The 15,618-nt window shown below is 45.8% G+C and carries 2 protein-coding genes (1 of these 2 cut by a window edge); both read right to left on the reverse strand.

Annotated elements, in window-relative coordinates:
- Positions 1-5,430, reverse strand: the beginning of a protein-coding gene (locus tag SWOO_RS02475; RefSeq protein WP_012323124.1) for an Ig-like domain-containing protein. Its footprint begins 43,539 nt before the window's first position; only the first 5,430 of its 48,969 coding nucleotides appear in the window; its start codon is at positions 5,428-5,430; the stop codon falls past the left edge of the window.
- 377 nt (positions 5,431-5,807) lie between these two features.
- Positions 5,808-15,587 (reverse strand): VCBS domain-containing protein, encoded by a 9,780-nt coding sequence (locus SWOO_RS02480; protein WP_012323125.1) that lies wholly within the window; start codon positions 15,585-15,587, stop codon positions 5,808-5,810.
- Positions 15,588-15,618 lie beyond the last annotated feature (31 nt).

The following is a 15,618-nucleotide window of genomic DNA, read 5'->3' on the forward strand; positions in this document are numbered from 1 at the left end:
ATAATCGAGTAGGGCATTGTCACTACCTGATGTGGTGTTACCTGCCGGATCGGTTATCGTGGCAGTAACGACTAAGTTAGTACCACTTGCAGGTGGATCGATAGTGACTGCAAGGCCATTATCGAGCATATCTTGGGTGGCAGGGCCACTGAAAATGACGTTGCCGTCTTGGTCAGTGATGGTGACGGTATCACCCACGCTTGTGCCCGCCCCTAAGGTGACGGTGGCATCGATTTGGCCATCAAGCTCGGAATCGTTGATGTAGCCGTCGTTGTTGGCGTCTTCAGTGAGCTCAACTGTAGGCGCTGCTGGTGCACCTGTGCCTGTGCCGTAATCTAATGTGGTTGAATCTGAGCCCGTTGCACTATTTCCTGCTGCGTCAGTTATTGTTGCTGTGACAACCAGATCAGTACCCGTTGCTGGGGCGTCCATGGTAACCGGTACGCCGTTGGTGAGCATCTCCTGGGTCACGGTGCCAGTGAAGATGACGTTGCCATCTTGGTCTGTGACCACAAGGGTGTCGCCGACAACTGTGCCTGATCCGAGTTCAACTGTGATGTCAATTTGTCCATCAAGCTCGGCATCATTAATGAAGCCATCGTTGTTGGCATCTTCATCGATTGTAACTATAGGGCTAGCGGGTGCGCCCGTACCCGTGCCGTAATCGAGCGTCGCTGCATCTGAGCCGGTCGCGCTGTTGCCTGCAGGATCGGTAATAGTCGCTGTGACGACTAAGTCTGTGCCCGTTGCAGGAGCGTCAATAGCGATAGCTAGGCCGTCGTCGATCATCTCTTGAGTGACAGGACCATTGAAGATGACATTACCATCTTGGTCGGTGACTGTGATGGTGTCGCCGACAACAGTACCTTCGCCTAAAGTTATGGTGCCGTTGATTTGACCTTCAAGCTCTGAGTCGTTGATGTAACCATCATTATTACTGTCTTCTGTTAACTCTACAGTTGGTGCTGCTGGTGCGCCTGTGCCAGAGCCGTAATCAAGCAGCGCATTATCAGAGCCAGATGCTTGGGTTCCTAAAGTGTCAGTAACTGTCGCGGTGATGACTAGGTTGGTGCTGGTCGCCGGTGGATCCATGGCCAAATCGAGGCCATTATCAAGCATCTCTTGGGTGACGGTGCCGTTGAATAGCTCGTTACCGTCTTGGTCTGTGACGACTAAAGTATCGCCTACAAGCGTATTTGTGCCTAGCTCAACGGTAATGTTGATTTGACCCTCAAGCTCGACATCATTAATAAACCCATCACCATTAGTGTCTTCTACAATGGTGACATTTGGTGCTGCAGGTACGGTGACGCTGTCATCGTAATCCATGGTCGCACTGTCATTACCTGTTGCAGTGTTACCCGCAGGGTCTGTGATAGTGGCGCTGATAACTAAATCTGTACCATTGGCAGGTGCATCGATGGCAATGTCGATACCGTTATCGAGCATATCTTGGGTAACTGGACCTGTGTAAAGTACGTCACCAGTTTGATCTGTAACCGTTATGGTATCGCCGACTTGTGTACCTGTACCTAAATCTACAGTAATGTTGATTTGGCCATCGAGCTCTGCATCTGTGATGGTGCCATCACCGTTGGTATCTTCGGTGATCTCTACAACTGGTGCTTCTGGAGCACCAGTGCCAGTACCGTAATCTAAGGTGGCGGCATCTGAACCTGTGGCTGTGTTGCCTGATGGATCGGTAACTGTGGCGGTGACTACAAGATCTGTTCCAGTTGCAGGGGGATCTATTGCAATAGTTTGCCCATTATCAAGCATCTCTTGAGTAACGGTTTCACTGAAGATAATGTTTCCATCTTGATCGGTCACCTCTAAAGTGTCACCGACTTGAGTACCGCTATCGAGCTCAATTGTGACGTTGATTTGACCATCAAGCTCAGCGTCATTAATGTAGCCATCGTTATTCAGATCTTCATCAATGGTTACATTTGGTCCGTTAGGTGCGCCTTCAGTGCCATAATCTAATGTGGCACTACCGCTGCCACTCGCCGTGTTGCCTGCGGGATCAGTAATATCTGCAGTGATAACGAGATCTGTTCCAGATGCAGGCGGATCTATGGCTAATGTTAGACCGTTATCGATCATCTCTTGGGTTACTGGGCCATCAAACAGAGTATTGCCAGCTTGATCTGTGATGACTAAAGTGTCGCCAACTTCGGTGCCTTCGCCTAATTCAACGGTGATATCGATTTGGCCATCAAGCTCGGCATCGTTGATCACGCCATCTTGGTTAGTGTCTTCATTGATAGTGACTGTTGGGCTTACTGGGGCACCTGTGCCTGTACCATAATCGAGCGTTGCTGCATCTGAGCCTGTTGCTGTATTACCTGCAGGGTCGGTAACAGTGGCGGTAACCACTATGTCTGTACCAGTTACTGGCGCATCCATGACAACGGCTTGGCCGTTATCAAGCATCTCCTGAGTGACGGTGCCGTTAAATAGCTCATTACCATCTTGGTCGGTAATTACTAAGGTATCACCTACGACAGTGCCCGTTCCTAGCTCAACAGTGATGTTGATCTGACCATCAAGTTCCGTATCACTAATGTACCCATCGCCATTGGTATCTTCATCGATGGTGACACTTGGGCCCGCAGGGGCACCAGTTCCAACACCGTAATCTAGGGTTGCACTGTCACTGCCTGTCGCTATATTGCCTGATGGGTCTGTGACTGTAGCAGTAATCACTAAATCTGTGCCTGTGGCAGGTGGATCGATGGCGAGATTTAGACCATTGTCGATCATTCCTTGAGTGACAGGTCCATCAAAGATAACGTTGCCGTCTTGGTCTGTGACGGTGAAAGTATCCCCCAGCTCAGTGCCTTCACCAAGGGTAATAGAGATATCCACTTGGCCATTTAATTCAGGATCATTCAGGTACCCATCATTATTGGTATCTTCAGTGATCTGAACTACTGGGGTACCTATGGTGATATCAATTGTACCTGTATCTGTAGATGTACCTGTATTTCCTGCGGGATCGGTCACAGTTGCAACAACAGTGATTGGACCTTCAGTAACAGGATCGGTGACATCGACTGTATAAGTACCATCTGGATCCACAGTTGTCGTGACGGTTTGCTCCGTCCCGCTACTATCTGTGACGACAACGGTAATTGTGCTACCAGGCTCTGCGTCAGTGGTACCAGTTATGGTGGGTGTTGTGTCGTTTGTTGTGTCGGGTAGATCGACAGTAATAATTGGATCTGTAGTATCTATTTCACCGGTATCTGTAGCTGTACCTGTATTACCAGCGGGATCAGTGACCGTGGCTACAACTGTGATAGGGCCTTCAGCTGTTGGATCGATAACATCAACAGTGTAGGTACCGTCGGGATCTACAGTGGTAGTGACGGTCTGCTCACTGCCTGTGCTGTCTGTGACAACAACAGTAATGGTACTGCCAGGCTCAGCATCTGTGGTACCAGTGATGGTTGGTGTTGTATCGTTAGTTGCATCGGGCACATCAACTGTGATTGTTGGTTCTGTGGTATCTATATCGCCAGTGTCTGTGGTTGTGCCTGTATTACCAGCGGGATCTGTGACTGTTGCGACAACTGTGATTGGACCTTCAGTAACAGGATCGGTGACATCGACTGTATAAGTACCGTCAGGATCGACAGTTGTCGTGACGGTTTGCTCTGTACCTGTGCTGTCTGTGATAACGACAGTAATAGTACTACCAGGCTCTGCATCTGTAGTACCAGTAATGGTTGGTGTTGTGTCGTTTGTAGTATCAGGTACATCAACTGTAATCGTTGGCGGTGTGGTATCGATATCACCAGTATCGGTTGCTGTACCTGTGTTGCCTGAAGGGTCTGTGACTGTGGCAACAACAGTAATTGGACCTTCTGCTGTTGGCGTGGTGACATCAACAGTGTAAGTGCCGTCAGGGTTTACTGTTGTAGTGACAGTTTGCTCAGTGCCTGTACTGTCTGTGATAACGACAGTAATGGTGCTGCCTGGTTCGGCATCTGTGGTACCTGTAATGGTCGGCGTTGTATCGTTGGTGGTGTCAGGAACATCAACCGTGATGGTTGGTGGTGTTGTATCTACGCCACCTGTATCTGTTGCTGTACCTGTGTTACCAGCTGGATCTGTGACTGTAGCGACAACAGTAATAGGTCCTTCAGCGACTGGATCGGTGACATCAACAGTGAAGGTGCCATCTGGGTTAACCGTTGTTGTGACAGTTTGCTCTGTGCCTGTACTGTCAGTGATCACTACGGTAATAGTACTGCCGGGTTCGGCATCTGTTGTACCAGTAATGGTTGGCGTTGTGTCATTTGTCGTGTCTGGAGCATCAACCGTGATTGTTGGTGCAATGGTATCTACCGTCGCTGTATCGGTACCCTCTGGTGATGTATTGCCAGCTGAATCTGTAACGGTTGCGACAACAGTGATTGTTTCGCCTTCTGCAGGAGCAGGTAAGTTGACGTTTATCGAACCTATAAAAATATCATCAGCAGTAAGAACAATCTCAATACCATTGACAATTAAAACGTCACCAACCTGAGCACCTGTGCCTTCAAGGCTGATAGTGACATTGACTTCATTACTATCATTAAGCTCATCATTGCTGATTAAACCATCATTATTTGCATCGGTATTGATGGTGACCTGAGGAGCGCCATCGGCAACAGGAGTGACTTCTATGCTAAGTGTTGCAGTTACACCTGTATTGGTTGTATAGGTAATAACTGGCACGGTGCCGTTCCAATTTTCATTTGGTGTAAAAGTATAGCTACCATCTTGATTGATAACTAAAGTACCGCCTTCAAGCTCAACTGTAGTACCTGCTCCGTAGGTAGTTCCATTGACTTCGAAACTGAGCACGGCAAGTTCATCATCTACATCAGAGTCATTATCTAATACATTGCCAGTGGCAACTCCATCTTCATCGATAGTAATGAAATCATTGGCTAGGTTTGATTGGTTCTCACTCAGAGCTTCATTTAGGGTATCAGTAACTAAAAATTCATCTTGAGGAGCAGAGTCGGTATTGAAACCTGTAGCGGCTATTGTTTCACTGGCTGTTCTGTCCAAAGAAACAAAATCAGAGCCACCTTGATTACCTAAGGTACCACCTGCAGCTGTATCTGGTAGCTCAGTCGTAGGATCATCGCCATCTAAGATTGCATCTTGGATTGTTTGAATCTCGCGGGCATCGGCAACACTCGTGGCCGTTACTCCCTCTTCGACTGTTCGATCTGTCGATTCGAGGTTTGAAAAATAAGTACCATCTGAGTAGGCAATTTCAATATCGGCATTGTCTTCAATAATCAGCGTTGCACCAGCTAATAGCTGTTCACCTTTAGAAACATTTTCTAATGTATTCTCAAGTTGAAGTTTAATATCCCCTTTTACAAGAAGAACTGTTCCAGGCTGTGTTGTTACTAAAGTTTTCATTCAATACTCCGAGAATATAGCCTTGAGTCTACTGCTTTTGTGAAAAACAAATTGCACCAGATGTTACTGATAAGATGATCAAACAAGAGGCGAATGTTACCTACAACACCTACTTAAGTCAATTTATTGACGCCGTATGTGCTGAAGTAGTCTTAAAATTAAGATCTAAATGCCAATTTAAACTAACCTGTTAGTGTATACAACTAATTATAGGTCTGACGTTAGCCTTGCGTTTGTTTTGTGAGGGTTTGTTTGTTGCAGGTGTGATGCTCGGGTGTGAAGACCTCTTACCAAGAGATTTTGGTAAGAGGCCTAAAAAAGATAAAAACAAAAATACTTATAGAATAAGTTTGTTATTTATTTTATAAATCATTAGGTTAAATAAAATCTACCACTAGAGCTTCGTTATCTAAAAGGCCTGCAATAATCGTTGCGTAATCATTATTATCATAGACGCCATCTGGAATAACGCCATATTCGGTGAATAAATTTACTCCTTCTAAGGTAATAGTCATAACGTCACCACCTGATGCTGATCCGTTAGTGTCTAAAGTGATAATAGTATCGCCTGCTACAAAATTAAATGAGAGGAAATCTTCGAGGTTGCCTGTTTGTTCGTTCACAAGAAGATCTGAAATATCTAACTTATCTTCATGAAAAAAATCGAAATTTTTAACTATGTCATGAGCGTTATTATCTGAAATCGGTCCCCAGATAAGTATATCAATGTCATTATCTTGACCGACATCGAGCATGTCATTGCCTATACCACCGATAATAGTGTCACTACCAACACCTCCGATGAGCTGATCATCTCCCCCTTGACCAAGCAATATGTCATTACTTTCGCCTCCAATTAATGTATCGCCACTATCGTCGCTGCGTGAGATATCAAACTCACTGGTATGTTCGGACACATATTGGTGTACATCACTGGCAGTAATGTCACTGATATTTAGTAGAGTATTATTGGCAACGTACTCTCTTAGGGCTTCATACCCTTGGCCATCAATTCCAGTAAATTCAACAAGATCGCCAAATAAAATATCATCTCCAGCTCCTGCATCCACGGCATCACTACCCGGGAGTAGATTCGTCGCAAGAATGCTGTCTGCTAAATCATTGACGTCAACATTATTGAGAATATTGCCATCCGTATCGAAATTGACTAGTACATTAGTATCGATATCACCACCTAGGCCGATAGCTTGAACTGTCGAGAGCGTATTTAGCAATGCAAATGCATTTAGTGCATTTTGATAGTAGTTGCCTGGATGGCCATTATCGGTAGTGGGTTGTCCGTCGGTAATAAAATAGGTGATATTGTTACCGTTGTTCGTTGTAGGTACTCCATTTTGAAACCAATCATACGCAGTCGAAAATGCATCGTAGTAATTTGTAGCACCACCACTTGTCATGGTTGCAAGTGCGTTGCTTAGTAATTGCAACGCATTTGGATCTGTAAGGTTGATTGAGATGAGCAGGCTAGCATCGGTATCGAAATCGACCAATAGTGTATTTATGACTCCTGAATTGTTCTGCTCTGCATAGGAGAGCAGTTGTGAGTAAACAGTAAGTAACTGCTGCTCAGCAGTATTAACTGCTGTTGATCCCATACTACCTGAGGTATCAATAATGAAGGCTATGTTGTAATTTTGTCCTGGAATAATTCCTGTCGTGTCACCTATGACTAGATCCTGAGTATCACCAGTAATATTCAGGCTATCATCCCCAGGATTTAGTGTCTGATGGGCAAAAACCAATATCTCTACGTCGGCTGTATCAGTGTCACCATTGCCGTCATTGACGGTATAGGAAAAACCATTAGAGAGATTGGCGCTCCCATTGTGAGTAAAGATGTAACTTCCATCGGCTTTAATAGATAGCATTCCCCCTGAAATAGCGATATGTGCATTGCCATTATTATCAAAGACAAGTGCATCTCCATTAATATGAGTAACAGTTAATGTGTCCCCATCAGCATCCCTGTCTCTTCCATTTCCAGTATCATCCTCGATGATGTTGCCAGTAACACTATGACCTTGATCAACGTTGTAGGTGTTGTTTAATGCGTTTGGAACGTAGTTTTCTGGGATCAGTGTGACGGTAAAGTGGCCGTTATTGGTATCGGTAAAGGTGACTGCATCACCATCGTTATCTGTAGCGCCATAGGCAAACTCAATGTCGATAGGTTGATCTGTGATGATTCCTGTTGAAGCGAGTCCTATTATCTGGAAAGCTTCTCCACTGATATAAGCAATATCGACAGAGCTGATAGACAAACCATTTGGTGCTAACTCTTCAATGGTTAATGTGCCGTTAATCGTGGTATTGACGACTTTGGTTGTGTTGCCTGAGTAAGTGACAATATATTGTATTGCTGTTGTTCCCGTGTGATTTCCATTATTCCCTGTCCCTAGACTAATAGAGGTCAGCCCAGTTCCTGCAGCACCATAGTCAATCGTTATTACCTCACCAGTTCCGATTGAGGCTTGAGGCCCTACCCCAAGACCTGAACTATTAGAGTTAAGGTTTGAAGCTCCACCATTTACTGTACCCGTTATTGTTGCGATAGGATTAGCAGCCTGATTGTCTTGGGCGTATATACTGCCGTCTGAATCAATATAGTAGATAGGGTTGTTACCAGCAGGTGAGTTGGCCAGATCAAAATCGATAAGTGATTCGACGTCTATCTGCTGTAGTAGGGTTAACTTGTAATCATAGTGACCATTTGCATCAAGGATGGCTTGAAGGGTAAATACCTCGACGCCGTTAGCTGTGGCGGTTAAGGTATCTCCATTCATGGTGTAGATCAGTTCAAAGCCATTTGAATGTAGTCCTGGGGTGATAACGTCAAAACTAATATCGCCAAAGCCATCAGCGCCAGGATCGAAAAGGTCGCCAGTAATAAATTGATTCACTATTTGAGTGAGATTAGGGTTAGCTGCTTCATCGACTTCATCCAGAGGAGCATCATCCTCTATCGTCACCGTTAGTACTGTCGCAGTGTCTCCGCTACCATCATTAATCGTGACGCCGAAATCAAGAGAGATGATATCCTCTGTGTCATTAACAGGATGATCCAGTGGCGCGAATAAGCTAACAGTATAATCAAGGCTGAAATTGATACCGCTGTTAGTTATAGCACCCAGAGCAATGGTCATGACGACACCTGAGCTAGTCGAACCTGTGAGAGTTTGAGTGCCAACTGACCATGTCCAATTAACAGTCTCACCACCTGAGGTTAAACCGCTAGGACCAGTTAAGTTAAGAGTAAATAGCTCACTATCGAGATCGGTAAAACTCAAGATTCCACTATTGACTGTTGCATTTGTGGTATCGCTCGGGTCGCCTATATTATCAATAATGCCGTTATTGAGCCCCTCTTCTGACAATATTATTGGGCTAATGCTAACCACTTCTGGTAGATCTTTTGCACCGTGTATCGTGATGGTGACTAGCTCTGAATCTGAGCCGCCATGACCATCATCGACAGTGACGAGAAAACTTAATGTGATAGCCTCGTTAACATCTAGAAACTGCACTAATGAGTTGTTGATGGAGTAGTCCCAGCTATTACCATCGCTAGTAAAGCCTGCAACTAAATCATCAATCTGCCCCTGTGTTAAAGTGCCATCACTCCAAGTTACGGTACCGGAAAGAGCATGGCTGACAGTGTGAGTATCGTTAACATCAACATCGAAGATACTTAAATTACCACTATCAGTAAGTTGTAAATTCACGACATTAAGATCTTCAGTGACACTGCCGCTGGTATCGATGGTGAGTACGGGCTCATCATTGGTGCCGTTAATGGTGAGGCTGACGGTTTGCGTGTCGCTACCGCCATCATTGTCAGTAACGGTGACATCAAAACTCAGGGTGATGGTTTCACCAAGGGCGAGAAACTGCACTAATGAGTTAAGGATACTGTAGTCCCAGCTGTCGCTATCGACAGTGAAACCATCGATAAGGCTTTGGATCTCAAGGACACTGAGCTCATCGCTTAAAGTGCCATGACTCCAACTTATATCGCTGTTGTACACCTCACTGGTGCTGTGGGTGTTATTGACGTCCACATCGGTGAAGCTGAGTGCGCCGCTGTCGGTGAGGTTAGGGCTGCAGTCATCTTCGGTGACACTGCCGCTAATATCAACGGTGAGCACTGGCTCATCATTGGTGCCGTTAATGGTGAGGCTAACGGTTTGCGTGTCGCTACCACCATCATTGTCAGTAACGGTGACATCAAAACTCAGAGTGATGGTTTCGCCAAGGGCGAGAAACTGCACTAATGAGTTAAGGATGCTGTAGTCCCAGCTGTCGCTGTCGACAGTGAAACCATCGATAAGGCTTTGGATCTCAAGGGCACTGAGCTCATCGCTTAGTAGCCCATGACTCCAGCTGATATCGCTGTTGTACACCTCACTGGTGCTGTGGGTGTTGTTGACATCCACATCGGTGAAGCTGAGTGTGCCACTGTCGGTGAGGTTAGGGCTGCTGTCATCTTCGGTGACACTGCCGCTAATATCGACGGTGAGCACGGGCTCATCATTGGTGCCGTTAATGGTGAGGCTAAGGGTTTGCGTGTCGCTACCACCATCATTGTCAGTAACGGTGACATCAAAACTCAGGGTGATGGTTTCGCCAAGGGCGAGAAACTGCACTAATGAGTTAAGGATACTGTAGTCCCAGCCGTCGCTGTCGACAGTGAAACCATCGATAAGGCTTTGGATCTCAAGGGCACTGAGCTCATTGCTTAAGGTGCCATGACTCCAACTGATATCGCTGTTGTACACCTCACTGGTGCTGTGGGTGTTATTGACGTCCAGATCGGTGAAGTTGAGTGCACCGCTGTCGGTGAGGTTAGGGCTGCTGTCATCTTCGGTGACACTGCCGCTGGTATCGACGGTGAGCACTGGCTCATCATTGGTGCCGTTAATGGTGAGGCTGACGGTTTGCGTGTCACTACCACCATCATTGTCAGTAACGGTGACATCAAAACTCAGGGTGATGGTTTCGCCAAGGGCGAGAAACTGCACTAATGAGTTAAGGATGCTGTAGTCCCAGCTGTCGCTATCGACAGTGAAACCATAGATAAGGCTTTGGATCTCAAGGACACTGAGCTCATCGCTTAGTAGCCCATGACTCCAACTGATATCGCTGTTGTACACTTCACTGGTGCTGTGGGTGTTGTTGACGTCCACATCAGTGAAGCTGAGTACGCCGCTGTCGGTGAGGTTAGGGCTGCTGTTATCTTCAGTGACACTGCCGCTAATATCGACGGTGAGCACGGGCTCATCATTGGTGCCGTTAATGGTGAGGCTAACGGTTTGCGTGTCACTACCGCCATCATTGTCAGTAACGGTGACATCAAAACTCAGGGTGATGGTTTCACCAAGGGCGAGAAACTGCACTAATGAGTTAAGGATGCTGTAGTCCCAGCTGTCGCTGTCGACAGTGAAACCATCGATAAGGCTTTGGATCTCAAGGGCACTGAGCTCATCGCTTAAGGTGCCATGACTCCAACTGATATCGCTGTTGTACACCTCACTGGTGCTGTGGGTGTTGTTGACATCCACATCGGTGAAGCTGAGTGTGCCACTGTCTGTGAGGTTAGGGCTGCTGTCATCTTCGGTGACACTGCCGCTAATATCGACGGTCAGCACGGGCTCATCATTGGTGCCGTTAATGGTGAGGCTGACGGTTTGCGTGTCGCTACCACCATCATTGTCAGTAACGGTGACATCAAAACTCAGGGCGATGGTTTCACCAAGGGCGAGAAACTGCACTAATGAGTTAAGGATGCTGTAGTCCCAGCTGTCGCTGTCGACAGTGAAACCATCGATAAGGCTTTGGATCTCAAGGGCACTGAGCTCATCGCTTAGTAGCCCATGACTCCAGCTGATATCGCTGTTGTACACCTCACTGGTGCTGTGGGTGTTGTTGACATCCACATCGGTGAAGCTGAGTGTGCCACTGTCGGTGAGGTTAGGGCTGCTGTCATCTTCGGTGACACTGCCGCTAATATCGACGGTGAGCACGGGCTCATCATTGGTGCCGTTAATGGTGAGGCTAAGGGTTTGCGTGTCGCTACCACCATCATTGTCAGTAACGGTGACATCAAAACTCAGGGTGATGGTTTCACCAAGGGCGAGAAATTGCACTAATGAGTTAAGGATACTGTAGTCCCAGCCGTTACTATCGACACTGAAGCCATCGATAAGGCTTTGGATCTCAAGGGCACTGAGCTCATCGCTTAAGGTGCCATGACTCCAACTGATATCGCTGTTGTACACCTCACTGGTGCTGTGGGTGTTGTTGACATCCACATCGGTGAAGCTGAGTGCACCACTATCGGTGAGGTTAGGGCTGCTGTTATCTTCAGTGACACTGCCGCTAATATCGACGGTGAGCACTGGCTCATCATTGGTGCCATTAATGGTGATGGTTACTAGCTCGGAGTCGGTGCCGCCATTACCGTCATTTACTGTAACGGTAAAGCTCAGTGTAATGGTTTCTGAGGCAGCTAAAAACTGCACTAATGAGTTGTCAATGCTGTAACCCCAACCGCTATTATCGACGCTAAATCCCGCCACAAAAGCATCGATTTGTGCTTGACTTAAGCTGCCATCACTCCAGAGCACAGGACCTGTTAGTGTTTGACTGACAGTGTGAGTGTCGGTCACATCTACATCGGTGAAGCTTAAATTGCCACTGTCGCTTAACAGCAAATTGATCACGTTGAGATCTTCGGTGACGCTACCTGTAGTATCGGTCGTAAGCACGGGGTTATCGTTGGTGCCATTGATAGTAATGGTGACCAGTTCGGTATCACTCCCACCACGATTATCTGTAACGATGATATTAAAGCTTAAAGTAATGGTTTCACCAAGGGCGAGAAACTGCACCAATGCGTTGGGAATACTATAGATCCAGCCACTATTATTTACATTGAAACCATCGATTAAACTTGCTATCTCTGCAGTCGATAGTTGGCTTTCTAAGGCTCCTCCATTCCAGTTAATATCACTGTTGTATATCTCTGTTACTGTATGAGTATCAGTAGCATTACCGTCGGTGTAGCTTAAGGTTCCGCTATCATTCAACATTGGGTTACTGGCGTCTTCAGTAACGCTACCTAAGGGAGTCACGATAAGAACTGGATCATCATTGGTGCCATAAATTGCGATATTGACAGTTTCAGTGTCATAGGCTCCATTATTGTCAGTGACTGTGACGTTGAAGCTTAGAGTGATGGTTTCATCTTCTGCCAAAAACTGAACTAATGTGTTGAGTATTGTGTAGTCCCAGCCATTAATGTCGACACTAAAACCATCGATCAAGCTAGTGATCTGAGCCGCTGATAGTTGATCGGATATTAGACCACCACTCCAGTTGATATTGTTTAAATAGGACTCACTGATGGTATGAGTGTCGCCAGTATCAACATCAGAAAAACTGAGTATTCCAGTGTCGTTTAAGTTGGGAGTAGTGGCGTTTCTGGTTACACCACCGCTATCATCAAGATTTAGTATTGGTAAATCGTTAGTTCCTGTGACTAAGACTGTGACCTCTTGAGTCGCAATCGCCCCGAACTCATCGATAACTGTGACTAGAAAAATCTCTTCATGTTGCTCACCGGAGGCTAAACTATCTACCAAATCGTTATCGTTTAATAGGTAAGTCCAGGAGCCAGTATTGGGATCGATAGATAAATTTCCATAGGTGCCTGCGGCGTTTCCGTACCAAGTTAATATTGCACCTTGATCCACATCGTGAGCGGTTAATATGCCGGCAGTTTGTAATGTTCCGGGTTCAGGAGTATTTCCACCATCTTGAACACCGGCTTCGAGTACATCTCCGGATGCGTCTTCAGCGGTGGAGGTGATTATTGGGGAATCATTGGTTCCGTTAATCGTTATAGTAACTGTATGGGTATCACTTTCACCGAACTCATCGGTGACAGTCACAATAAAGCTCTCTTCGACTACCTGACCTTCAATAAGGCTATCGGCTAAGTTATTATCTAAGGTATAGACCCACTCTCCGGTTATGGTATCGATAGTAAAAGCACCAAAGGCGCCAGAGGTATTACCGCTCCAGCTCAATGAAGCTTGGTTATCAACATCTGTAGCTTCTAGTGTGCCAGTGGCTGTTGATACGCCGGCAACAGGAGTGCCATCGTCTAAATTTCCTGCTTCAGTGGCGGTGCCAGTATCGTATCCATCACCTGGGCTATCAACTGCTGGTGTGATGACAGGAGCGTCGTTTGTACCCGTAATAGTGATCGTTACAATTTGAGTATCGATAGCATCGAACTCATCAATGACGGTAACAAGAAAAGTTTCAACGACTTGCTCGCCTTCTGCTAAATAGTCTGCCGCACTGTTATTTAACGTGTAGGTCCATGTTCCCGTATCTGGGTCGATGGTAAAATCTCCTAGTGGCGAAGTGTCATTACCGCTCCACTGCAATACAGCCCCTGTATCAACATCCGTTGCTGTTAATGTACCCGAAGCCGATGCGACATTGGGATCGTTAACTTCCTGCACCATGCCTGTTGCGTCGGCGAGTTGGGATGTAATTACTGGTGAATCATTGGTTCCGTTAATCGTTATGATAACGGTATGGGTATCACTTTTATCGAATTCATCGGTGACAGTAACAATAAAGCTCTCTTCGATTAGCTGACCTTCAATAAGGCTATCGGCTAAGTTGTTATCTAAGGTATAGACCCATTCGCCGGTTGTGGCATCGATTGTAAAAGTGCCGTAGAGGCCAGAGGTATTACCGCTCCAGTTCAATGAGGCTTGGTTATCAACATCTGTAGCTTCTAGCGTGCCTATTGCGATTGATACGCCTGCAACTGGAGTGCCGTCATCTAAATTTCCTGATTCAATGGTTGTTCCCGCATCATAGCCATCTCTGTTTCTGTCATCGGGGGGAGTGATAATGGGGGCATCATTGGTGCCTCTAATATTGATAGATAGCGTAAGCTCGATACTATCTCCATCACTATCAGTTAGTTGGTAGGTAAAAATCTCTGTGATTATCTCTCCAACTGTAAGAGATTGAACTGTGTCCAATTCGGTTGATAGTTGATAGGTGTAGCTTCCATCTGCTGATATTGTGAGTGTTCCGAAACTACCGGAGATCACAGTTGATTGAAATACTGAGTTGGACTCTCCTGTTGAGTTTGTTATTTGAGTTATGTTTGCAGAATCAGCCCCCAAGGTGTCGTTATTAAGTACATCACCTACAACTAGCGATGTATCTTCATCGATCTCTTCAAGATCGTTTTGCCCACTAGGATTATCGTCGAGAAGATTGATAGAGATCCTTGATGAAGCAGTCTCTCCTTGGGTATTGACTAAAGACAGGGTAAAAATATCGGTGTGAATATCTGTTTCGGTATGATTAAAAGCTGAATTGAGCGTGTAGCTATAGCTTATTAAACCAGTATTAATATTTAAGCCAGTAATGGTTAATAAACCTGAGGCTGTGGCTAAGTTTAGAGGCCCTTCGAATACTCCATTAGCAAATATAACTTCTCCATTTATAGACAAGCTAAGGATCCCACTTTGGGGCGTGAAGAAGATGCTACTCACTTGATTTAATTCATTATTCGTTGGGGTTGAACCCTGCGGGAGCTGGCTTTCTGAGAAGGTGAGTGAGGAGGAGCTTAAACTGGGGGCTGGTAGCTCTTCAAGAGTAGATAAGGGGTCTTCATCTACAGGGGCTGATATAAATTGGAACCCCTTAGTGTCATGTCCACTTGCCGCTAGTGTTTCATCTGCGGTTCTGATTAATGAAGTAAAATCGAAGCCTCCCTCATTACCACTGCCGCCAGCGGTGGTTTCTGGGAGTTCAAGGGTAGGGTCTTCACCCGATTCAATTAAATTCTGAAGCGATTGAATTTCATCAATGCTTGCTAAATTACTCTGTTCTTGAGCTGGATCAGTCGTGGGATTATTTGAGTAAATAGAACCATCTGCGTAGGAGATAATGAATTGAGTATTATCTTCAATATAGATTTTTGCACCACTATGAAAATAATCATTAGCAACAATTTTCTTCTTGGCACCATCGATGTCGATAACTGTGTTACCGTCTACAAATATTACTTTTCCCTGTTGGGTGGTCACGTATAACATCATTTGATTACTCCCTGTAAGCAAATTTTTATCT

This window comes from Shewanella woodyi ATCC 51908 (genome assembly GCF_000019525.1).
Lineage (GTDB): Bacteria > Pseudomonadota > Gammaproteobacteria > Enterobacterales > Shewanellaceae > Shewanella > Shewanella woodyi.

Coding starts and splice junctions, on each gene's coding strand:
- SWOO_RS02480 (WP_012323125.1), bottom strand. CDS start 15,587: ATGATGTTATACGTGACCACCCAACAGGGAAAAGTAATATTTGTAGAC.